The 22,018-nt window shown below is 72.8% G+C and carries 16 protein-coding genes and 1 riboswitch; of the genes, 2 read left to right on the forward strand and 14 right to left on the reverse strand.

Annotation, left to right across the window (positions count from 1 at the left end):
* Positions 1-320 precede the first annotated feature (320 nt).
* The 8 genes from ACFVIU_RS23970 to ACFVIU_RS24005 form a co-directional block, all read right to left on the reverse strand.
* Positions 321-1,031: a transglycosylase family protein gene (locus ACFVIU_RS23970; protein WP_385844900.1), complete on the reverse strand. Its 711-nt coding sequence runs from the start codon at positions 1,029-1,031 to the stop codon at positions 321-323.
* 3 nt (positions 1,032-1,034) lie between these two features.
* Positions 1,035-1,207, reverse strand: a riboswitch (cyclic di-AMP (ydaO/yuaA leader).
* Between the two features lie 182 nt (positions 1,208-1,389).
* Positions 1,390-2,517, reverse strand: a complete 1,128-nt coding sequence (locus ACFVIU_RS23975) for a transglycosylase family protein (RefSeq protein ID WP_385844902.1) — start codon at positions 2,515-2,517, stop codon at positions 1,390-1,392.
* 178 nt (positions 2,518-2,695) lie between these two features.
* The gene (locus ACFVIU_RS23980) at positions 2,696-4,012 is read right to left on the reverse strand and encodes a cytochrome P450 (RefSeq protein ID WP_385844903.1); all 1,317 of its coding nucleotides are present in this window, start codon (positions 4,010-4,012) and stop codon (positions 2,696-2,698) included.
* 171 nt (positions 4,013-4,183) lie between these two features.
* Positions 4,184-5,209: a nucleoside triphosphate pyrophosphohydrolase gene (locus ACFVIU_RS23985; RefSeq protein ID WP_385844905.1), complete on the reverse strand. Its 1,026-nt coding sequence runs from the start codon at positions 5,207-5,209 to the stop codon at positions 4,184-4,186.
* Between the two features lie 123 nt (positions 5,210-5,332).
* The gene (locus ACFVIU_RS23990; protein WP_385845053.1) at positions 5,333-5,986 is read right to left on the reverse strand and encodes a SurA N-terminal domain-containing protein; all 654 of its coding nucleotides are present in this window, start codon (positions 5,984-5,986) and stop codon (positions 5,333-5,335) included.
* 169 nt (positions 5,987-6,155) lie between these two features.
* Positions 6,156-7,649, reverse strand: coding sequence for a protein kinase (locus ACFVIU_RS23995; protein WP_385845054.1), 1,494 nt, complete (start codon positions 7,647-7,649; stop codon positions 6,156-6,158).
* A 38-nt stretch (positions 7,650-7,687) separates the two neighbouring features.
* Complete coding sequence (locus tag ACFVIU_RS24000) at positions 7,688-8,323, reverse strand: hypothetical protein (RefSeq protein WP_385844907.1); 636 nt, start codon at positions 8,321-8,323, stop codon at positions 7,688-7,690.
* A 196-nt stretch (positions 8,324-8,519) separates the two neighbouring features.
* Positions 8,520-10,706, reverse strand: coding sequence for an N-6 DNA methylase (locus ACFVIU_RS24005; RefSeq protein ID WP_385844908.1), 2,187 nt, complete (start codon positions 10,704-10,706; stop codon positions 8,520-8,522).
* Between the two features lie 321 nt (positions 10,707-11,027).
* Here ACFVIU_RS24005 and ACFVIU_RS24010 point away from each other — a divergent pair, with 321 nt between their 5' ends.
* Positions 11,028-11,753, forward strand: a complete 726-nt coding sequence (locus ACFVIU_RS24010) for a hypothetical protein (protein WP_385844909.1) — start codon at positions 11,028-11,030, stop codon at positions 11,751-11,753.
* Positions 11,754-11,800: 47 nt separating this feature from the next.
* On the opposite strand, the gene ACFVIU_RS24015 is transcribed toward ACFVIU_RS24010, so the two are convergent.
* Positions 11,801-12,547 carry an N-acetyltransferase gene (locus tag ACFVIU_RS24015; RefSeq protein WP_385844910.1) on the reverse strand — a complete coding sequence of 249 codons (747 nt, stop codon included), beginning with the start codon at positions 12,545-12,547 and terminating at the stop codon, positions 11,801-11,803.
* 53 nt (positions 12,548-12,600) lie between these two features.
* Positions 12,601-13,278: an HNH endonuclease family protein gene (locus ACFVIU_RS24020; protein ID WP_385845056.1), complete on the reverse strand. Its 678-nt coding sequence runs from the start codon at positions 13,276-13,278 to the stop codon at positions 12,601-12,603.
* A gap of 290 nt (positions 13,279-13,568) precedes the next feature.
* Between ACFVIU_RS24020 and ACFVIU_RS24025 the strand changes: the two genes are divergently transcribed.
* Positions 13,569-14,330: an SDR family NAD(P)-dependent oxidoreductase gene (locus ACFVIU_RS24025; RefSeq protein ID WP_385844912.1), complete on the forward strand. Its 762-nt coding sequence runs from the start codon at positions 13,569-13,571 to the stop codon at positions 14,328-14,330.
* A gap of 82 nt (positions 14,331-14,412) precedes the next feature.
* On the opposite strand, the gene ACFVIU_RS24030 is transcribed toward ACFVIU_RS24025, so the two are convergent.
* The 4 genes from ACFVIU_RS24030 to ACFVIU_RS24045 all read right to left on the reverse strand — a co-directional run bounded on the left by ACFVIU_RS24030 (position 14,413) and on the right by ACFVIU_RS24045 (position 21,836).
* Complete coding sequence (locus ACFVIU_RS24030) at positions 14,413-14,772, reverse strand: MerR family transcriptional regulator (protein ID WP_385844914.1); 360 nt, start codon at positions 14,770-14,772, stop codon at positions 14,413-14,415.
* Between the two features lie 19 nt (positions 14,773-14,791).
* Positions 14,792-18,325, reverse strand: a complete 3,534-nt coding sequence (gene mfd / locus ACFVIU_RS24035) for a transcription-repair coupling factor (protein ID WP_385844916.1) — start codon at positions 18,323-18,325, stop codon at positions 14,792-14,794.
* A gap of 143 nt (positions 18,326-18,468) precedes the next feature.
* On the reverse strand, positions 18,469-21,051 hold the full coding sequence (locus tag ACFVIU_RS24040; RefSeq protein ID WP_385844917.1) for an ABC transporter permease: 2,583 nt from the start codon (positions 21,049-21,051) through the stop codon (positions 18,469-18,471).
* Positions 21,048-21,836, reverse strand: a complete 789-nt coding sequence (locus ACFVIU_RS24045; RefSeq protein ID WP_385844918.1) for an ABC transporter ATP-binding protein — start codon at positions 21,834-21,836, stop codon at positions 21,048-21,050. Before ACFVIU_RS24045 ends, ACFVIU_RS24040 begins: the two co-directional genes overlap by 4 nt.
* Positions 21,837-22,018: the final 182 nt, after the last annotated feature.

Genomic DNA, 22,018 nt, shown 5'->3' on the forward strand with positions numbered 1-22,018 from the left:
GGCCAGCCGACCGACCGGCCCGTGGACGGGGAAGGACACGCAGACGGTACCCATTGTTCACCGTCGGAACAAAGGGGGGTGCGGAAGAACAGCGGACGACGGCTCGGCAAAGAGGACGACGGCTCGGCAAAGAGCCGGGCCGGCCCGGAGCGGCCGAGGGCCGGTCATGGAAAAGCCCCGCCCCGGCGCGTACGGGGGAGAACGCGCCGGGGGGGGGGGCCCGCGGGGACGGGGGGGTCGGCCCTCACCGGGGCTTCACTCGGCGACGAGTGTGGGGGGCCCGGTGGTGAGGGCGCTGTGGCTCTGCGCGGGGCCGCGGGTCACTTCAGGTGCAGCTGCTGGCCCGGGTAGATCAGGTCGGCGTCCGTGACGATGTCCTTGTTCAGGTCGAACAGCTTCTTCCAGCCGCCCTGGACGTGGTGCTTCTCGGCGATGGTGCTGAGGGTGTCGCCCGCGACGACCTTGTACTCGCCGTCGCCCTTCTTGACCTTCTTGCCGGTCGGCGTGGTCACGGTCTTGCTCGGGGACGGGGTGGTGCGCTGGGTGGAGCGGGTGGCGGCCTGCCCGTCGGTGGAGCGGCTGGTGGTGCCGGTGCTCTTGGTCGTGGAGCCGGTGCTCTTGGTCGTGGTGCCGCCGGCCGGGGCGGAGCCGTTGTACGGCGTGCTCGTCAGGCCCGTGCCGCAGACCGGCCAGGCGCCCTTGCCCTGCGCGGCGAGGACCTTCTCGGCGACGGAGATCTGCTGCGCCTTGCTGGCCTTGTCGGCGGTCGAGGCGTAGGCGGTGCCGCCGTACGCGGCCCAGGTGGAGGCGGAGAACTGGAGACCGCCGTAGAAGCCGTTGCCGGTGTTGATGGCCCAGTTGCCGCCGGACTCGCACTGGGCGACGGCGTCCCACTGGGAGGCGGTGGCGGCGGAGGCGTTGCCGGCCGCCATCAGCGGGGCGGCGACGGCGGCACCGGCGACACCGGCGAGTGCGACGGCGCGGACGGCCTTGGACGGACGACGGTGCTTGCCCTTGCCGGAAAACAGCATGGATCATCCCCTCACCGACGCCTGCGAGGTGAGCTGTCGGGTTCGGGCCGGTTGAGTTGCCCGGCCGCACTCCGCTTGCGCGGGGCGCGGCTTCACCCCAAGCCGGTTCCGGCCTCAACGGCCGGTCACGGCACCTACCTTGGTTCCCCCGCTCCTGCCTGCGGCGCTCGAAGCGACGACTGTTCCCGGGTGGCCGCTGGCAGGATTCGGCGTTGCGACCGCCGGGGCTCGCGGTGGCGAGCGGTCCTGACCGTAGACACGCGATCGGCGGAATTTCAAAGACGATCAGGGCTTCTGAGACTCATCCCACACTTTCGCCAAAACGGACATTAGCGATCAAGCGGGGCGTCAACTGGCCCTAATTTACGCCCGTTTCGGTACCGACTTTCAGCGTCTGACCGGCACTGATGTCGTTCGGGTCGGACCCGATGGACTTCTGGTTCTCGGCGTAGAGGGCATGCCATCCGCCGTCGACCCCAAGGGAGTCCGCAATGGAGGTGAGAGAGTCCCCCGCGCGCACGGTGTAAGTCTCCGGCCGACGGGAGGCATGGCGGCCCGAAGCGGCGTCGTTCTGACCGTTTGTCACGCTTTCGTCCGCACTGTCCCCGCGGTGACGCCCGCCACTGCTGAGCGAACCGGTGTCCACCAGGCTCCAGGAGCCGGCGCTCTGCTGGGTCGGGTCCGGATCGTCCGCTTCCGGCGTGTCCGGGGTGGAAGTGTCGCTTTCCTTGGGGTTCTGGCTGCCGGTCGGCGCGGAGGTGCCCGGCTTCGGGGTGCCGCTCGGGGTGGAGCCGTGCGCCTTGCCGTGGTGCGCGCCGGAACCCTTGCCCGTACCCGAGGAGGGGGTCGAGGCGGGGTCCTGGGTCGAGGTGGAGGGGCCGGAGGAGCCGGCGCCGCCGGAGCCGGTGCCGCTGTCCGTGCCGGAACCGGAAGCCGAGCCCGTCGAGTCCGCCGAGCCGGTCGAGCCCGTCGAGCCCGTCGTCGGGTCGGACGACGTACCCGAATCCGACGAGCCGGACGAACCGGAGCTGTCCGTGGAACCGGACGCGTCACCCGTGCCGCCGGAGCCACCGGAGCCGCCGACGCCCGTGTCGACGTCCACCGAGCCGGAGTTCGCGGTCAGCCCGGACAGCAGGGCGCAGGTGGCCCAGGGCGTGGTGCCCTTGTCGGCGAGGATCTTCTCGGCGACCGCGATCTGCTGCGAACGGCTCGCCTGGTCGGGGCTGCCGGCGTAGCGCGTGCCGCCGTATTTGGCCCAGTCGTCCTGGGATATCTGGAGACCGCCGTAGTACCCGTTGCCGGTGTTCGCGCTCCAGGAGCCGCCGCTCTCGCACTCGGCGACCTTGTCCCAGGTGGTTCCGTCGGCCGCGTTGGCGCTCGCGGCGCCGAGGAGCGGGATCGCGATGGCGGAGCCGGTCACTCCGGCCGCGACGAGGAGGGCCGGAGCCTGACGGGGGCGACGGTGACGACCGTTCCCGGAGAGCATGCGGAAGCCTTTCGTGCGACAACAGGAGCGGCGTGGCGGTTGGTGCGGGGCGCCACGCTGATGGGTGAACGTATCGGCAACGATCACTTGTCACAAGTTCATGCCGCGCAGATCACGTGAAGATCACAGAGCTGATGGTGTGTCACCTCGCCCCGCGGGGTATCGGGTCGGCCGGTGTTCAGGCGCGCGGCGTGAACTCCACCGGCAGGGTGCGCAGGCCCCGCATGATGAGCCCGCCGCGCCAGCGCAGCTCGGCCGGATCGGCCCCGAGCCGCAGGTCGGGCAGGCGGGTGAACAGCGTGGCGAGCGCGCTCTGGCCCTCCAGCCGGGCGAGCGGGGCGCCCAGGCAGTAGTGGATGCCGTGGCCGTAGCCGAGGTGCTGGTTGTCCCGTCGGCCGAGGTCCAGCACGTCCGGGTCGGCGAACCGCTCCGGGTCCCGGTCGGCGGCGGCGAGCACCACGAGCACCGGGTCGCCGGGGGCGATGTCCTGGCCGCCGATGGTCAGCGGCTCGGTCGCGAACCGCCAGGTGGCCAGCTCCACCGGGCCGTCGAAGCGCAGCAGCTCCTCGACACCGGTCTCCAGCAGGTCCCGCTCGCCGCGGGCCAGGGACGCCTGGAGCCGGGTCCGCTGGCCGGGGTGGGTGAGCAGCGCGTAGGTGCCGTTGCCGATGAGGTTGACGGTCGTCTCGAAACCGGCGAACAGCAGGATGAACGCCATCGCCGCGGCCTCGTTCTCGGTGAGGTGCTCGCCGTGGTCGGAGGCGCGGATGAGACCGGAGATGAGGTCCTCGCCGGGCACCGGCTCCGCGGGCAGCGCCGCGCGCTTCTTGTGGATCAGCTCGGCGAGGTAGCCGCGCATCTTCTTGACGGACCGCGCGACCCCGCCCCGGGGTCCGCCGCCGTGCCGGATCATCATCCCCGCCCAGTCCCGGAAGTCGTCCTGGTCCTCGCGCGGGACACCGAGCAGGTCACAGATGGCGTAGATGGGCAGCGGGAAGGCGAACTCGTGGATGAGGTCGGCCGAGCCCCGGGCCGCGAACCCGTCGATGAGGCGGTCGGTCAGCTCCTGCACCCGGGGCGCGAACTCGGCGACCCGGCGGGGCGTGAACGCCTTGCTCACCAGCCGGCGCAGCCGCGTGTGGTCCGGCGGGTCGATGTTCAGCAGGTGCGTCATCAGCTCGGCCTTGCGCTCCCCGGGGATACCGGTCTTCCCCTTGGCGTGCGCGGGCTCGTCGTGGTGCGCCGGGTTCTTGCTGAGCCGCTGGTCGGCGAGGGCCTGCTTGGCATCGGCGTACCGGGTGACCAGCCAGGCCTCGACCCCGCTGGGCAACCGGGTCCACCGCACCGGCGCGTGCTCCCGCAGCCACGCGTAGGCGGGGTAGGGGTCGGCGGCGAACTCCCAGCTGAAGAGGGCGGGAGGGGCGGGAGGGGGGACGGGTCCGGGGGTGCCGGGGGTGGCGTCGGGGGTGGTCGGGGGGTGGGGCAGCTCGGTCACCTCTCGACGGTATCCGGCTGCGCCCCCTTCCCCTCGCGCCTCCCCCTTGTTACGCCTTCTCCCCTGGTACGCCTTCTCCCCTGGTACGCCTTCTCCCCTGGTACGCCTTCTCCCCTGGTACGCCTTCTCCCCTGGTACGCCTTCTCCCCTTGTTGCACCTTCTCGTGCCTGTTACGCCTTCTCCTCCGGCAGTCCCTCCGCCGCCCGTATCGCGTCGCGGTAGACGCGGGCCGCCGCGCGCAGGGCCGCCTCCGGGTCGGTGCCGTTCGCCTCGGCGTGGGCGGCCAGGGCGAGGAGTTCATAGCCGACGCCCTCGCCCGTGGGCAGCGGGACGTCCAGGCCGGCCGTGCGGGCGCGGGAGGCGAGCTTGGCGGCGAGGGCCAGGCCGGGCTGGCCGAGCGGGACGCCCTCGGTGACCGAGTCGCGCTGCTTCTCCTCGGCCTTGGTGCGCAGCCAGTGCGCCTTGACGTCCTCCGGGGTCTCGGCCTTCTCGTCGCCGAAGACATGCGGGTGGCGGTGGATCAGCTTGGCGACGATGCCGCCGGCCACGTCGTCGATGGAGAACGGCGCGTCCGGGTGCTCCTCGGCGATCCGGGAGTGGAAGACCACCTGGAGCAGCACGTCGCCCAGCTCCTCGCGCAGCTCCACCCGGTCCCCGGCCTCGATCGCCTCGACCAGCTCGTACATCTCCTCGATGCCGTGCTTGGCCAGGCCCTCGTGGGTCTGCCGGGAGGACCACGGGCACTCGGCCCGGATCTGGTCCATCACCTGGACGAGGTCGAGCACGCGCGCGCCCGGCAGGTCGTAGGAGGCGGGCAGCAGCTCCAGCTCCGGCATGGCGACACGGCCGGAGCCGGCCAGCCGGGCCAGGCCGTCGGTGAGCGCGGGCTCGCCCTCGCCGGTCGCCACGACCACCACCGTCCGCCCACCCGCACAGGCGTCGACCAGCTCCTGTGCGGTGGGGGCGGCCTCGGCCACCGCTATCCCCGCCTCCCGCAGATAGGGCAGCTGCGGATGCGCGCCGTCCGCGCAGAGCACGGCGTCGGCGGCGTGCAGGGCCTGCCAGGCGGGCCAGGACAGCAGGCCGGGGGCGACCCGGTGGCTGGTGGTGAGCAGGACGACGCGACCGGGGCCGGCGGACCCCGCGGGGTCGGCGGCGGGGCCGGTGCCGGTGGCTTCGCGGATGGATTCGTTCACGATCCGAACGTAACCCACCGCGGAACCCGAGCGGATCCGGTTATCCACAGGGCGAAGGGATCCTGTGATCGTATGACCGGCTGGTGGTCCTCCGCGGCTCCTCCGCGGCTCCTCGGCCGCGTCCTACGCCGTGAGCGGCTGTCCGCCCGACACCTCGGTGACCTCCCGCACCCAGGGCGTCTTCGCGTCCACCCGGCTGCTCTTCTGCACGTCCCAGGCGCCGTAGCGCGGGTTGAGGTCGACGTGGAGTTCCGCGGACGCCTTGGCCAGGGCCTTCCAGAAGGCGGGCTGGGAGGCGTCGGTGCCGAGCTTGGCGCCGAGCTTCTGCGCCTCCAGCCGGAGCCGCAGATTGTCGTCGAGACGGGCCGGCGCGATGCCGTACTTCTGGAGCCAGGCCGTCTCCAGCCCCTTGGCGCCGCCCGCCTGCTGCTCCAGGCCGGTGCGCAGCTGCTGGAGCTCCTTGGGGGTGACCGTGACGCCCTCGTCCTGCGCGGCCCGGTGCAGCACCCGGTCGAGCACCATGTTGTGCAGGGTGTCCCGGGTGAGGCTGCTGGTGGAGGCGAGAACCTGCTGGTACTGGCTCTCGTCCGGCACCGCGGCCCGCTGTGCCCGGCGGACCTCGTTGACGCGGCTCTCCAGCTGGGCGACGGTGATCCGCTGTCCTCCGACGACGGCGGCCGCGCCCGGATGCGCATCGTTTCCGCAGGCGGTCAGGAGGGGCGCCGCGGCGGCGATCGCGGCGGTGAGGACGAGCGCGGTGCGACGGCGGCGGTGCAAGGAAACCTCCAAGGGGAGATTGTGCGACGGTGCACAAAGTCTTGCGGTGATCGATGGTAGGCAGCGGCACTGCTCCGGCCAACCCATTCGACCAACGATTCACCACGACTTCGGGCACCGAATCGCCCGAGAAGGCTGGAACCAGCCGCACCGCCCGCGGAGGCCGGAACTAGCCGCGCACCTGTCCGAGCCACTGGAGGGTGCGGCGGATGTCCGCGGCCAGCGGGTGGGCGGGGCCCTGGAGGCGCTCCACGTCCATCAGCAGGCGCGCGAGCGTCTCGTGCGCCGAGGGCCGGTCGCCGAGGGCGAGCAGCAGATGGCCGATGCGGCGCCGGACCTCGTGGGCGAGCTGCGGATCACCGGAGACGTACTGGTTCTCGTAGTACGGCAGCAGCGCGCGGTACTCGGCGAGCGCCGCCGCCGGCTCGCCCAGCTGCTCCAGGCACTGCGCGGCCTCGTAGCGGAAGCGCAGCGACTGCGGGTCGGCCTGGCCGGCCTCGGCGGCGCGTTCGTCGGCGAGCCGGCGCAGTTCGGGCAGCGCGCGCCGGTACTGGCCGTCGTCCATGAGCGTCGCGGCGTACTGCTTGCGCAGCGTGCGGACGACCGGGGAGTGCTCGCCGTGCTGTTCGGCGGCGGCGGGCAGGATCGCGCCCAGGATGTCCACGGCCTGGGTGATGCGCCCCTCCCCCAGCAGCCGCTTGACCTCGTCCACGGCGGCGGCGACATCGGGCTTGCCGGCCGCCGCGGGCGCCGGGGCCACCGGGGCGGGCTGCGGCGCGGGGGTCCGCGCACGGTCCGGCCAGGGGGCGTGCGGGCGCAGGAAGGGGCGGGTGGGGTCCAGCGGCGCCCCGGTGGGGGTCCCGCGCGCGGGCAGCAGCCGCTCCAGGTCCTCGTACACCTCCTGCGCGGACGCCGGCCGGTGCTGCGGGTCCTTGGCGAGCAGGCGCAGCACCAGGGTCTCGAGCGCCTCGGGGACCTCGGGGCGGATCCGGCGTACCGGCAGCGGGGGCTCGTACAGGTGCCGGTGCAGCACGCCCAGCGCCGTGGAGCCCACGAACGGCACGTCACCGCTGAGCAGTTCGTGCATCAGCACACCGAGCGCGTACAGGTCGGTGTACGGGCCGACCGCGCCGCCCATCGCCTGCTCGGGCGCCATGTAGGCGGGCGAGCCGATCGGCGAGCCGGTGTGGGTCAGCCGGGTGGTGTCGGTGTCCATGACCGAGGCCACGCCGAGGTCCAGGACGGTGACCGTGCCGTCCTGCTTCACCATCACATTGCGCGGCTTGAGGTCCCGGTGGACGATCGGCACGGCGTGCACGGCGCTCAGCACGGCGCACAGTTGCGCGGCCACCGCGACCGTCCACTGCCACGGGTACGGGTCGTGCTCGGCGAGATGGTCGGACAGGTCGGCGCCGTCGACGTACTGCATGACGAGGAACAGCTCCTCGCCCTCGCTGCCCGCGTCGTGCACCGTGACCAGGCCCGGATGGTCGACCTGCGCGGTGACCCGGCACTCGCGCACGAACCGGCGGCGCAGCTCGTCCGCCTCCTGGCCCGCCACCTTGTCCGGGCGCAGCAGCTTCACCGCCACGCGCCGGTCCAGCCGCTGGTCGTACGCCGTCCACACCTGGCCCATGCCGCCCTGCCCGATGAGCGTGGACAGCTCGTACCGGCCGGCGACGACACGTCCGGTCGCCACGCTCACCGTCCGCCCTCGGGGTGGCCCTCGGGGCGGCTGTCGTGCTTGCGCAGATAGTCGCTCAGCTCGTCCAGCTCGGCCCGCACCTGGTCGATCCGCGCGGGGGCCGGGCGCTGCGGCGGCCCGGGCACGGGGGCCACCGGGCCCACGGGTGCTGCGGGTCCCACCGGCACGGGCGGCGTGACCGGCGGAGCCGGAGCAGCGGGAACGCCCGGCGCGAGGTACGGGACCGTCGGGACCGTCGGGCCCGGGTAGCCGTACGCCTGCGCCGGCCGCTGTGCCGCGTACGCCTCCTGCCACAGCCCGTAGTGGCGGATCTCCGCGGCCAGGTAGTACGCGATCGTGCCCACCAGGGTGCCCAGCAGGAGGATCATGCCCGCGTTGCCCCGGGCGGTGGTGATCTCGTCGCCGGGTTCGCTGCCTATCAGCGCCGTGCTGACGATGTCGGTGACCAGGACGCCCCCGAACAGACACCAGTCCAGCACCCGGCGCGTGACGATCGCCAGCCGCAGCAGCATCGCCCAGGACAGGAAGCCGATGCTGAGGATGCCGAGCCCGACGAACAGCACACGCAGGATGACCAGCCACGCGGTGTGCGGCGGCTGTTTCACCGGCTGTCCGAGGCCGTGGCCTTGCATGGCTGCTCCTGTTGCCTTCAGCGGGCGTGCGGTTCCGCCGGCGCGGGCCGCGCGGGCGGGCAACGCCGGTCGTGCGATTGTCGCTTCGAGCATATGGCCCGACACGGACAACCGGTCCGCGTTGTACCGAACCGTTGTCCGGGGCTCTGTCCGGGGCTCCGTCCGGGGCTCCCACGGCGGAACGGCCGGTCAGGGCTCAGTCGGGCGCGACCGTGCCGTCGGTGAGCCCGTCGTACATCCCGCGCACCAGCTGCTCCCCGAGCCGGCTCGCGTGCCGCAGCGCCCGCTCGAACTCGTCGAGCGCGCGGAACCGCGCCCCGTAGCGCCGTTGTTCGTCCAGCGGGAGCCGGGGCAGCTGGAGCCGGCGCACGTCCAGCCGGGTCGCGGTGGACGCATAGCTGCTGGCCTGGCGGTTGTTCGCGGTACCGCGCAGGAACCCGGCCAGGAACCACGGATCGAGCGCCGTGCGGTCCGGGCGCAGCAGCACGAGGTTGCGCCCCAGGGCGGCGCCCCCCGTCGCCTCGTCGATCACCCGCGCCACCGAGCCGCCGCCCAGCACCGGTACGACGACGTCGCCGGGCTCGGTCAGCACGGCCTCCTCGTCGCTCTCGGGCAGCGTTCCCGAGGGCGCCGATCCCGCGAGCACGTCATGGTCGGTGAGCACCGGCACGCGCGCGTGGCCGCCGTTTCCGCCGGTGCGCATCACCAGTGCGCCCCCGCGCGCGAGTTCGCCGATGGTGGTGAGCGGCCACCGCGCGGGCGGCGCCGGATCGGCCGGCGGCGGGGTGAGGTCGGTGGTCAGGCGCAGGGTCTCGCCGAGGCGCTCGCGCACCGCCGCGAGCTGCTCCGCGCCGTCCGCCACCACCGGCGGCAGATGCCGGGCGGGGGCGAGGTCCACGTCGTCGTCGAGGAGTTCGATGACCGGCACGGAACGGGCCAGCCCCGGACGCTCCTCCAGCCGCCCCGCGCGCGCGAAGGTCCGCCACGCGTCCAGCACGGCCTCGCGCACCGCCTCCCAGTCCGGGCCGCCGCGCCCCTCCCCGGCGAACCTCCCCGAGTCCACGAGCAGCACCTCGGGCGCCGCCGGCATCCGGTCGGGCCGGCGCAGCACCCACAGGTGCAGCGGGATGTTGTACGGCGGTGCCGCCCCGACCGGCAGCGCGACGACGGCCCTGAGCGCGCCCCGGCGCAGCAGGTCCGCCCGGATCCGGCGCCCGGAACGGCGGGACGCGGCGGCCGGCGGCATCAGCAGTACGGCGCTGCCGCCGTCGGCGAGCCGGGCCAGCGCGTGCTGCACCCAGGCCAGCTCGGACTCGGTGCGGGCCGGGAAGCCGTACTCCCAGCGGGGGTCGTAGGCGAGTTCGTCGTGGCCCCAGTTGCGCTCGTTGAACGGCGGATGGCACAGCACGGCGTCCGCGCGCAGCTCCGGGTAGGCGTCGGCGCGCAGCGTGTCACCGGCGGCCCCGCGCACGGCGGCCCGGGAGTGCAGCGCGAGCCGCAGCGCGGTGAGCGCGGCCAGGTCGGCTGCGCTGTCCTGGGCGTACAGCTCCTGGTCGGGGCGGACGTCCACGGCGCGCAGCAGGGCGCCGGTGCCGCAGGCCGGGTCCAGCACGGTACGGGCGGGACCGGCCAGGTCCGCCATGAGCCGGGCCAGCTCGGCCGGGGTCAGCGTGTACTGCCGCGGGTTGGCGTCCAGGTGTCGGCCCAGCAGGAACTCGAAGGCCTGCCGCGCCCCCGTCTCCGCGGCCAGCTCGGCGGCGCCCCGGAGGAGGGGGACGGAGGGGAGGAGCTGGGGGCCGGTGGGGACGCGAAGGGCGGGGGTGGCGTGGGCGGCGGGGGCGGCGGGGGCGGTGTGAACAGTCGCCGGGGCGTTCACAGTCGGCGGGGCTGATAGGAGGTTCACAGCCGAAGGGGCCGAGACGGCGTTCACACCCTGCATATCGCGTGGGGCGTTCACAGCAGCTTTCCCCGATGCGGTGTTCACAGCACCCCCGAAGCGCGGCGCCAGCACCTGCTCCAGCGCGCCGGGCAGCATCGCCGCGAGACGCTCGTCGGAGCCGGCGCTCGCGTCGAGCCAGACGGTGGGGCGTTCATGGATCAGCAGCAGCGCGCACCCGGCGTGCACCAGCGCCGTCACCGGACCCTCCGGATGGCCGGCGAGCTGCTGCCAGACGCGTTCCCGCAGCGGGACCTCGGCGAGCTTGCCCTGCCTGCGCAGCCAGGACTCGACCTCGGCGAGCGCGAAGGAAGGGCTGGTCTCGGTGCCGCCGACGGGCTTGGGGAAGTCGGCGTGGCGGCGGCGCCAATTGCTGACGGCGGCCCGGCCCACTCCGGCGAGCCGCGCGATACCGGCCGCGGTCACCTCTGTCGCGCTGTCCTGCACCGGCCACACTCCCCTCGTCCCATGTGTGCGCCGAGCATACCGACGTACGCAAGATCGAAGCATTCACGCCGTGTACACACCCAACCCTGTGAACCGTGTTGACTCGGTTCACAGGCTCTGATCTTATTGACCCAGCGAACGAGCGGTCACCCGAGTGGGGCGGCCGCCGCTCTGGGAGGGGGTTCGCAGGGGCAGCGCAGCCCTGTGTCATGCTCCTGTGGCCCCGGGCCCCGGCCCGGCACCCCTTCCCCCACCCCCCGCGCCCGTACGGCATGCCGTACGCACTCCCCCGTACCACCGAACCGCTCGAAGGACACCCCGATGCGTCTCCCGTCCCGTGCCGTCACGCTGCTCGCCGTCGCCGCGATGCCGTTCGCTCTCTCCGCCTGCTCCGGCGGCTCGTCCTCCGGCACCGGTGCGAGCGCCGGCCAGGGCAAGGCGAAGGCTGCCGCTGCCGCCCCGCTCACCGGCACCCAGCTGAAGAAGGCCCTGGCGCCCGCGTCCTCGTTCCCCGCCGGTTTCACCATGGCGTCCGACGGTGCCGTCGACAGCGGCGGCCAGCTCCAGGACCAGGCCGCCCAGAAGTCCGGCAAGCCGGACTGCACCCGGCTGGAGGGCACGTCCTGGATCCAGGTGACCGGCTTCCAGGGCGGCCGCTCCTTCGCCCAGAACGACTACTCGAACAAGGCCAAGACCGAGACCCTGGCGCAGGAGATCGACGCCTTCGACGGCACCACGGCCCAGTCGGTGATGAAGGCGGTGCAGTCGGTCGCCACCCAGTGCGCCACCTTCACGGACACCGACGCCCACGCCAAGGTCAACGTGACCAGCAAGGCCACGGCCGGCCTCGGTGACGAGGCCTACACCCTCACCGAGAAGAGCGCCGCCTGGCAGAACGGCACCACGCTGATCGCGGCCCGCTCCGGCAAGACCGTGGTCACCGTGCTGTCCACGGCGGGCAGCGACAACGGGGCCGCCTCGGCGAAGAAGCTGGCCACCGAGATCCTGGCCTCCCTCAAGAAGATCGAGGGCGCCAAGTCCGCGTGACCCGGGGCGGCCAGGCAGCCGCCTGACCCCATGGATGCGGCACCCTGTCAGCGCAGGGGGTGCCGCATCCACACGTTGGGCTCGACGTAGACGGCGTAACCGCGCTCCGGTTCGCAGCGGACCGGGACCAGCGCGCCCGGCACCTCGACGTCTCCGGGGGTGTCGAAGGGCAGCCCGGTCCAGCGGCGCCACTCGGCGAGCGAGCCGCCGACGGTCATGGACGCCGGGGCGACGGAGTCGATGACGGCGCCCGCGCGCGCGTGCACACGCAGCCACGGGTCCTCGGGCAGGCCGTCCGGGCGGGTGCGGTGCGCGTACTCGGCGATCGGGGTGTGCGGTTCCCGGTGCTTGGCGCTGGGCCGGACGGGCGCGACGACCTCGCGGAAGCCGCGGTCGCGGGCGCCCTCGCGCATCGCCGACAGCAGGACGGCGGACAGGCCCCGGCCCTGGGCGTGCGGGGCGACGGTGACCGAGATCGCGCTCACCGTGTCCGGGCGGGTGCCGCGGCGCAGATCGGCGAAGGCCCAGAGCAGGATCTGGTCCCAGCCGCGCTCGGGCAGGGTGTGCCGGCCGTCGACGCCGAGGGCGAAGGGGACGCTGTAGGCGTGGGCGACGATGTCGCCGTGCTCGTCCTCGGCGAACAGCACGTATTCCGGCAGTTCAACGGGGATGCGGCCGTAGTGGGCCGTGCCGACGGGGTCGTTGGTCACGAACTCGGGCCAGGTGTCGGCCATCCGCTGGACCGCCGCCAGCCGGTCGGGCCGCTCGGCGATGCTGCTCACCTTGATGTGCATGGCGGCCACGGTAGGCAGCGCGAGCGGGGCCCGGCCAGTGAATTCCGGCGGGTTCAGCGGGCCCGGAAGCGGTCGGGGGCCTTGGTGGGGTTACCGCCGGTGGGCAGTTTCTGGTCCGGGCAGGCGGCGAGGACCTTCTTCATGGCGGCCTTCTCCTGGGCGGTCACCCACAGGCCGTACTTCTTCTTGACGGCCACCTGGGCGGCGACATAGGTGCAGCGGTAGGCCGGGTTGGGCGGGAGCCAGTCGGCGGCGTCGCCGTCTCCCTTGCCGCGGTTGGCGCTCGCGTCGACGGCTATGAGGTTGAGCGGGTCGTTGGCCAGGGCGATGCGCTTGCCGGGGTCCCAGTACCGGGCGCCCGTCTGCCAGGCGTCGGACAGGGCGACGACATGGTCGATGTCGACCTGGCTGCGGCCGCGCCGGTAGGTGATGTCCTTGCCGGAGTAGGGGTCGGAGTCCAGCAGCCCGTAGGTGACCTTGCAGGTGCCGCCGCTGAACCGCACGTTCTTCAGGTCGCGTTTGAGTATGTCGTCGCGGGTGTCGCAGGAGTTGGCGTCGGTGTCCGCCCAGGCCGTGCCGAACCGGGCCCGGGAGTAACCGGTCTTGGCTGCGCGAGCCTTGACGGGCAGCGCGTCGGCCGCCGCCAGCGCGGCACCGCCGCCCCCGCCCCGGCCCGGCCCGGGCGCCCCCTTGTCCTGCCCCGACGTACAGCCGGCCACGGCGACCAGCATGGCTACGGCGGTGACCGCCCCGGCCCTCAGACGCGTCACGGTGCGCTCCCCTTGCCTGCCCGGGTCCGCCCCCGGTGCAGGCGGATCGTTCCGCCCACCACGGTAACCGGCCTGTCGCCTCCGGGAGATGGGGCGCAAAGGGATGATTATGGTGCAAGTCAGGCGCGCGATGGCGCACTTGGTGCCGTGCGGGGAGAGCGAGGCCGGCCCGCCCGCGCGCCCGCTCGTCCCTCGCTGCCAGCGCCGGTGCTTGACCCTGACACCAGCGTCAGGGTCCGAGGATGCGTCACATGAACGAGACCGCATCCGCCCCGGGTCCCCGTACCGTCCTCGTCACCGGCGCCGGAACCGGCATCGGCCGCGCCACCGCTCGCGCGTTCGCCGCCGAGGGCGCCCGGGTCGTCGCCGTCGGCCGACGCCCGGCACCACTCGCCGAGACCGCCGACGGTCATCCCGGGATCAGCCCCCTGCCCGCCGACCTGACCGCCGAGGACGGCCCCGAGACCGTCGTACGCGCCACGCTGGAGCGGTACGGCCGGATCGACGTCCTCGTCAACAACGCCGGCGTCGTCACCGGTGACTCGCTGCGCGGATACACGCGCGCGTCCGTACGTCCGCTGCTGGACACCAACCTGCTCGCCCCCGTCCTGCTCACCCGCGCGGCGCTCCCCGCGCTGGAGGAGAGCCGGGGTGTCGTGGTGAACGTGACGACCTCCGTCGGGCAGCGCGCCTGGCCCGGCAACTCCCTGTACGCGGCGGGCAAGGCGGCCCTGGAGACGCTGACCCGCAGCTGGGCGGTGGAACTGGCGCCGCACGGGATCCGGGTGGTGGCGGTGGCCCCCGGCGCGATCGGGACACCCATCAACGAGCACGCGGGGTACGGCCCCGAGCGGCTGGCCGCGGTGCGCGCCTGGCAGCTGGCGCACACCCCGCTCGGCCGGATCGGCCGCCCCGAGGAGGTCGCCTGGGCCATCACCCGGCTGGCCTCGCCCGAGGCGTCGTTCGTGACGGGTGTCGTCCTGCCGGTGGACGGCGGCGCGGTAGTTGCCTGACCCCTCATGGCATCCCGACCGCCGGTCCGGTCACGGCATCCCGACCGCCCGCCCGGTCACGGCATCCCGACCGCCCGCCCGGTCACGGCACCCCCGCGCCCGACTCCCGCAGTGCCGTCGCCAGCCGGTCCCGGACCGCCGTCTGTGCCGCTATGCGCGCGTCCAGTACCGCGAGCCGGTCGCGGGCGATCCGCAGCCCCTTGGCGGAGGGCGGGCCGGCGGTGACGTCGCCGTCCAGGCAGGGCAGGAAGACCCGTACGTCGTCCAGGGTGAGGCCCGCCTCCAGCAGTCGGCGGATGTTGCGGACGCGGACGGCCGTACCGGTGTCGTACTCGCGGTAGCCGTTGCACGCGCGCGTGGCGGTGATCAGGCCCTGCTGCTCGTAGTGGCGCAGGGCGCGCGGGGTCGCACCGGTGGCCTTGGCCAGCTCGCCGATCCGCACCCGCGCCCCCGCCCCTCGCTCAGGAGCCCAGGACCGAGGCGAGGAACTCCCCGACCCACGCCAGCAGTTCGCGGCCGACCAGCGGCTTGCCGCCGACCTTCGCGGTCTTCGGGCGGGGCACCAGCACCTGGTGCGCGGTGGGCTTGATGACCGTGCCCGGATAGAGCCGCTTGAGCCGCAGCTCCTGCGACTCGCGCAGCTCCACCGGGGCGAAGCGGATGTTGGTGCCCTGGAGCACGATCTCGCCGACGCCGCACGCGCGCGCGAGCATCCGCAGCCCGGCCACCAGCAGCAGGTTCTCCACCGGCTCGGGCAGCTTGCCGTAGCGGTCGGTGAGTTCCTCGCGGACGGCCTTGACGTCCTCCTCGGAGTTGGCGGAGGCGATGGACCGGTACGCCTGGAGGCGGAGCCGCTCGCCGGGCGCGTAGTCGTGCGGGACGTGTGCGTCGACGGGCAGCTCGATCTTGACCTCGAGGGGTGCTTCCTCCTCGATCTCCCCGGTCTCCAGCTGGCGCCGGTAGTCGGCGACCGCCTCGCCGACCATCCGGACGTACAGGTCGAAGCCGACGCCCGCGATATGGCCGGACTGCTCGCCGCCGAGGAGGTTGCCGGCGCCGCGGATCTCCAGGTCCTTCATGGCGACGTACATGCCCGCGCCCATCTCGGTGTGCTGGGCGATGGTCGCCAGGCGCTCGTGCGCGGTCTCCGTGAGCGGCTTCTCCGGCGGGTAGAGGAAGTAGGCGTAACCGCGCTCCCGGCCCCGGCCGACGCGGCCGCGCAGCTGGTGCAGCTGGGACAGGCCGAAGGTGTCGCCGCGCTCCACGATCAGCGTGTTGGCGTTGGAGATGTCGATGCCGGACTCGACGATCGTGGTCGAGACGAGGACGTCGAACCTCTTCTCCCAGAAGTCGACGACCACCTGCTCCAGCGCCGCCTCCGACATCTGGCCGTGGGCCGTCGCGATCCGCGCCTCGGGGACGATCTCGCGCAGCCGGGCCGCCGCGCGGTCGATGGACTCGACCCGGTTGTGGATGTAGAAGACCTGGCCCTCGCGCAGCAGTTCGCGGCGGATGGCGGCGCCGATCTGCCGCTCCTCGTACGGCCCGACGAAGGTGAGCACCGGGTGCCGCTCCTCCGGCGGCGTGGTGATCGTGGACATCTCGCGGATGCCGGTGACCGCCATCTCCAGGGTGCGCGGGATCGGGGTCGCGGACATGGTGAGCACGTCGACGTTGGCGCGTAGCTTCTTCAGCTGCTCCTTGTGCTCGACGCCGAAGCGCTGCTCCTCGTCCACGATGACCAGCCCGAGGTCCTTGAACTTGGTCTCGGAGGAGAACAGCCGGTGGGTGCCGATGACGACGTCCACCGTGCCCTCCTTCAGGCCCTCCAGGACGGCCTTCGCCTCGGTGTCGGTCTGGAACCGGGACAGCGCCTTCACGGTCACCGGGAACTGCCCGTACCGCTCGGAGAAGGTGCCGAAGTGCTGCTGCACCAGCAGGGTCGTCGGCACCAGGACGGCGACCTGCTTGCCGTCCTGTACGGCCTTGAAGGCGGCCCGCACCGCGATCTCGGTCTTGCCGTAGCCCACGTCGCCGCAGATCAGGCGGTCCATCGGGACCGACTTCTCCATGTCCTCCTTGACCTCGGCGATGGTGGTGAGCTGGTCGGGGGTCTCCGCGTACGGGAAGGCGTCCTCCAGCTCGCGCTGCCAGGGCGTGTCCGTGCCGAAGGCATGGCCGGGGGCGGCCATCCGCGCGCTGTACAGCTTGATCAGGTCGGCGGCGATCTCCTTGACCGCCTTCTTCGCGCGGGCCTTGGTCTTCGTCCAGTCCGCGCCGCCCAGCCGGTGCAGGGTCGGGGCCTCGCCGCCGACGTACTTGGTGATCTGCTCCAGCTGGTCGGTCGGGATGTACAGCCGGTCGCCGGGCTGGCCGCGCTTGGCGGGCGCGTACTCCACGACCAGGTACTCGCGGGTGGCGCCCTGCACGGTGCGCTGCACCATCTCGATGTAGCGGCCCACGCCGTGCTGTTCGTGGACGATGTGGTCGCCCGGTTCCAGGGTGAGCGGGTCGATGGTCTTGCGGCGGCGGGCCGGCATCCGGGCGCCGTCACGGCCGGCGGTGCGCTGGCCGGACAGGTCGGTCTCGGTGAGCACGGCGAGTCTGAGCGCCGGGTCCACGAAGCCGTACTCGATCGAGCCGCAGGAGACGTGCACCACCGAGGGGCCCGGTTCGCCGAGGTCGGCGTCGAGCCGGGCGGGGATGCCCTCGCCGCCGAGCACCTCCACGGTGCGGGCGGCCGGGCCGTGGCCCTCGGTGACGAAGACCGCGCGCCAGCCGTCGGCGAGCCAGCCCTTGGTGTCGGCGAGCGCCCGCGCGGTGTCGCCGCGGTAGGCCTCGGGTGCGTGCATGCCCAGCTTGAGGGTGTCCGGGTCGCCCGCCGCGTCGGCGGCGAACGGCGAGACGGACCACCACATCATGTCCAGCTCGCGCGCGCGGTCGCGGATGTCGGCGATGGACCACAGGGAGGCCGCGCCGACGTCGATGGGGGCCTCGCCGCCGCCCGCGGTGGCCGCCCAGGACGCCTGGAGGAACTCCTGGCTGGTGGCGACGAGGTCGGATGCGCGGGTGCGGACCCGCTCCGGGTCGCAGACGACGGCCATGGCGCCCTTGGGCAACACGTCGACCAGCAGTTCCATGTCGTCCACCAGGACCGGTGCGAGGGACTCCATGCCCTCCACCGCGATGCCCTCGGCGATCTTGCCGAGCAGTTCGCCCAGCTCCGGGTGTTCCTCGGCGAGCGCGCGGGCGCGTGCCCGGACGTCGTCGGTGAGCAGCAGTTCACGGCAGGGCGGCGCCCACAGGCCGTGCTCGGCGACTTCGAGGGAGCGCTGGTCGGCGACCTTGAAGTAGCGGATCTCCTCGACGTCGTCGCCCCAGAACTCGATGCGCAGGGGGTGTTCCTCGGTGGGCGGGAACACGTCCAGGATGCCGCCGCGCACGGCGAACTCACCGCGCTTCTCGACCAGCTCCACGCGTGCGTAGGCGGCGGCCGCGAGGGCTTCGACCACATCGCCCAGCTCGGCGGTCTGGCCCGTGCGCAGGGCCACCGGCTCCAGGTCGCCGAGGCCCTTGACCTGCGGCTGGAGCACGGAGCGCACCGGTGCCACGACCACCGAGACGGGGCCGGTCTCGGGGTCGTCGGGGCTGGGGTGGGCGAGGCGGCGCAGGACGGCGAGGCGGCGGCCCACGGTGTCGCTGCGCGGGCTGAGCCGCTCGTGCGGGAGCGTCTCCCAGGCGGGGTACTCGACGACGCCCTCGGACGGCAGCAGGGAGCGCAGCGCGGCGGCCAGGTCCTCGGCCTCGCGGCCGGTCGCGGTGACCGCCAGGACCGGGCGGCCGGCCTCGCGGGCCAGGGCGGCGATCGCGAAGGGGCGGGCCGCGGGGGGTCCGACGAGGTCGACGTGCATGCGGTTGCCGTCCGCGGCCGCCTTGATCGCTTCCGCGAGGGCGGGGTCCTTGACGACGGCGTCGAGCAGACCGTGCAGGCTCATGGGGGCTTTCCGTCCGGGGGATGGGCGACGCACCCCAGCCTACGACGCTGCCGAGATCGCCGTCGGGCCTGTGGACAACCGGCGGTGTGGTGCTCACCGGTTGTCCACAGGCCCGTGCGAAGCCGTATGGCGTGATCTCCCCGCTAGTCGGTCGCGATCGCGTTCAGGACGTTCATCCGGCCCGCCCGGAACGCCGGGACCAGCGCGGCGAACAGCCCCACGAAGGCCGAGCCGACGAACACGGCCGTGATGGTCGGCCAGGGGATCTCCAGGATGTGCAGGCCCTCCAGCGCGAGGAGCTTCTGGGCGGTCGCGCCCCAGCCCATGCCCAGGCCGAGGCCGAGCAGCGCACCGAACAGGGCGATCACCACGGACTCCAGGCGGATCATGCGGCGCAGCTGGCGGCGGGAGAGGCCGATGGCCCGCATCAGGCCGATCTCCCGGGTCCGCTCGACCACCGACAGCGCCAGGGTGTTCACCACGCCGAGCACCGCGACGATGATGGCCAGCGCCAGCAGGCCGTAGATCATGTTCAGCAGCTGGCCGATCTGGTCCTGCAACGCCTTCTTGTAGTCGGTCTGGTCGCGGACGACCAGCGAGGGGTCCGAGCGCAGGGTCGACTTCAGCGCCTTGTAGGCGGCCGCTTCCTGCCCGTCCTTGGCGGTGGCGAACACCATCTGGTCCAGCGGCATCCGGTCGGCGGGCACGTGCTTGGCGGCCGTGGCGATGGACGTGTACATGGCACCCTTGTCGATCACGACGTCGTCGCTGGTGATCGCGCGGACCGTCAGCCTCGCCGTCGTACCGTCGGCGAAGTCGACCGCGACCCTGGAGCCGAGCGTGATGCCGTGCTTCTTGGCGAAGCCCTCGACGACGGACATGGAGTCGGGCCGGTAGGCGTCGGCGAGGGTGCCGGCGACGGTCTTGGTGCGCAGGTCCTGGGCGTAGCTCGGGTCGGCCGCCTTGACGGTCTCCTTGGCCGAGACCTGGCCGTCCGGAGTGGTCAGGGAGGCGTCCAGGAGCTTGTACTCGGTGACCCGGGCCAGGCCGGGCGTGGCCTTGATCTTCCGCACCGCCTGCTGGTCGACCATCTTGTACGGCTGGTCGCCCGCGATGATGAAGTCCGTCCCGACGGTCTTGTCGAGCTGGTCGGTGGCCGAGGCCACCATGGAGGAGCCGACCACCGACAGACAGGCCACCAGGGCGAGGCCGATCATCAGGGCGGCGCCGGTCGCGCCGGTGCGGCGCGGGTTGCGCAGCGCGTTGCGCTCGGCCATCCGGCCGACGGGGCCGAAGATCCGCAGCAGCAGGGCGCCGAGCACCCGGACCAGGCCGCCGGCGAGCAGCGGGCCGACGACGACGAACCCGACCAGGGTGAGCAGCACGCCCAGGCCCAGCCAGCCCGAGCCGGCCTTGGCCTTCTCGGCGGTGGCGGCGGCGTACAGGCTCCAGGCGCCGGCGCCGGTGAGGGCCAGCCCGAGCACGGCCCGGACCAGGCCCGCCTTGCCGTCGGCCGGGGTGCCGGCGTCGCGCAGGGCGGCCATCGGGGAGATCTTTCCGGCGCGCCGGGCCGGCAGATAGGCGGCCAGGACGGTGACGACGACGCCCAGGGCGAGGCCGACGGCCGGGGTGGTCCAGGCGACGGTCAGATCGTCGGTGGACAGGTGCATGCCCATCCGGCCCATGAGCTTCATCAGGCCGACGGCGATCCCGATGCCGGCCCCGACCCCGAGCACGGAGCCGATCACCCCGAGCAGCAGGGCCTCGACCAGCACCGACCGGTTGACCTGGCGGCGGGAGGAGCCGATGGCCCGCATCAGGCCGATCTCCCGGGTGCGCTGAGCGACCAGCATCGAGAAGGTGTTGATGATCAGGAAGATGCCGACCAGGAAGGCGATCCCGGCGAAGCCGAGCATCGCGTACTTCATGACCTTCAGGAAGCTCTCGACCTGCTTCTGGTTGGCGTCGGCGACCTCCTTGGCGGTCCGCACCTTGTAGCCGTGGCCGAGGACGGCGAGGACGTTCTGCTTCAGAGCCGCGTCGCTCACGCCCCGCGCGGCGGTGACGTTGACGTCGGTGTACACCCCGGTCCGGCCGACCAGCGTCTGCTGGGCGGTCCGGGTGTCCAGGTAGAAGATGGCCGCGCCCGGGTTGGTCACCTGGAAGGTGGCGATGCCGGACACGCGCGCGTGGTGCGTGCCGACGACCGAGATCATGCCGATGTCGTCACCGAGCTTCAGATGGTGCTTGGTGGCGGTGTCCTGGTCCACCATCACCTGGCCCGGGCCCTTGGGCGCCGTACCGGAGGTGATCTTCATGGTGCGGGCGTCGTTGCCGTTCCAGCTGCCGACGATGGTGGGGCCGCCGCCGCTGGGCGACAGCTTGTCCAGGTGGGCGTCGGTCACGGTCACCGCGGTGGAGAACACGGTGCCCTCGGCGGACCGCACGCCCTCGGCCTTGCGGACCCGGCCGAGCACGGCCGCCGGCAGCACCGGCGGCTTGCCGGTGGAGGAGGTGGTCTGGCCGGTGTCGGAGGCGCCCTTGGCGCTCACCGTGACGTCCGAGGCGGTCGCCTGGAACAGCTTGTCGAAGGTGGTGTTCATGGTGTCGGTGAACACCAGGGTGCCGCAGACGAACGCCACCGACAGCAGCACCGCGACCGCCGACAGCGCCATGCGGCCCTTGTGCGCGAGGAAGTTGCGCATCGAGGTCTTCAGGACAGTCATGACGTACGCCCCCGGGCGTCGAAGTCCTTCATGCGGTCCAGGACCTGATCGGCCGTCGGCTGGTGCATCTCGTCCACGATCCGGCCGTCGGCGAGGTACAGCACCCGGTCCGCGTAGGAGGCGGCGACGGGGTCGTGGGTGACCATCACGATGGTCTGGCCGAGTTCGTCCACCGAGCGGCGCAGGAAGCCCAGAACCTCCGCTCCCGCGCGCGAGTCGAGGTTTCCGGTCGGCTCGTCGCCGAAGATGATCTCGGGGCGGGCGGCGAGCGCGCGGGCCACGGCGACGCGCTGCTGCTGGCCGCCGGAGAGCTGGGTCGGCCGGTGCTTGAGCCGCCCGGCGAGCCCCACGGTCTCCACCACCCGGTCCAGCCACGCGCGGTCCGGCTTGCGGCCCGCTATGTCCATGGGCAGCGTGATGTTCTCCAGCGCGTTCAGCGTCGGCAGCAGGTTGAACGCCTGGAAGATGAACCCGATCCGGTCCCGGCGCAGCTGGGTGAGCTTCTTGTCCTTCAGACCGGTGATCTCGGTCTCGTCCAGGTAGATCTGACCGCTGGTCACGGTGTCGAGCCCGGCCAGGCAGTGCATCAGGGTCGACTTGCCGGACCCCGAGGGGCCCATGATCGCGGTGAACTGCCCCCGGGCGATGTCCACGTCCACCTGGTCCAGGGCGACGACGCGGGTCTCACCGGACCCGTACGCCTTCACGACCTGCCGCGCCCGCGCGGCAACGGCCGTACGCCCTCCAGTACCCCCGTGCCTGGGAATGGTCACAGCCGATGTCACGGTATGTCTCCTATGTCGGTCGACGAGCGGTGTCGTGAAGCGGTACGACGATGAGTCTCGGTGCGCCGAGGGGTGCGGCGCGCTGGTGCGCGGCCCCCTCTTGTGCGGGGGAAAACCCCACCCCCGCCGGTTCGTTCGGCCGCTCATGGCGCCCGCGGCCGGCCCCCGTCGAGGCTCCGGCC

Origin of the sequence: Streptomyces sp. NPDC127190 (assembly GCF_042672505.1) — a bacterium.
GTDB lineage: Bacteria > Actinomycetota > Actinomycetes > Streptomycetales > Streptomycetaceae > Streptomyces.

Coding starts and splice junctions, on each gene's coding strand:
- ACFVIU_RS24015 (WP_385844910.1), bottom strand. CDS start 12,547: ATGCACATCAAGGTGAGCAGCATCGCCGAGCGGCCCGACCGGCTGGCG.
- ACFVIU_RS24040 (WP_385844917.1), bottom strand. CDS start 21,051: ATGACTGTCCTGAAGACCTCGATGCGCAACTTCCTCGCGCACAAGGGC.
- ACFVIU_RS24020 (WP_385845056.1), bottom strand. CDS start 13,278: ATGCTGGTCGCCGTGGCCGGCTGTACGTCGGGGCAGGACAAGGGGGCG.
- ACFVIU_RS24010 (WP_385844909.1), top strand. CDS start 11,028: ATGCGTCTCCCGTCCCGTGCCGTCACGCTGCTCGCCGTCGCCGCGATG.
- ACFVIU_RS23970 (WP_385844900.1), bottom strand. CDS start 1,031: ATGCTGTTTTCCGGCAAGGGCAAGCACCGTCGTCCGTCCAAGGCCGTC.
- mfd (WP_385844916.1), bottom strand. CDS start 18,325: ATGAGCCTGCACGGTCTGCTCGACGCCGTCGTCAAGGACCCCGCCCTC.
- ACFVIU_RS24000 (WP_385844907.1), bottom strand. CDS start 8,323: ATGCAAGGCCACGGCCTCGGACAGCCGGTGAAACAGCCGCCGCACACC.
- ACFVIU_RS23975 (WP_385844902.1), bottom strand. CDS start 2,517: ATGCTCTCCGGGAACGGTCGTCACCGTCGCCCCCGTCAGGCTCCGGCC.
- ACFVIU_RS24025 (WP_385844912.1), top strand. CDS start 13,569: ATGAACGAGACCGCATCCGCCCCGGGTCCCCGTACCGTCCTCGTCACC.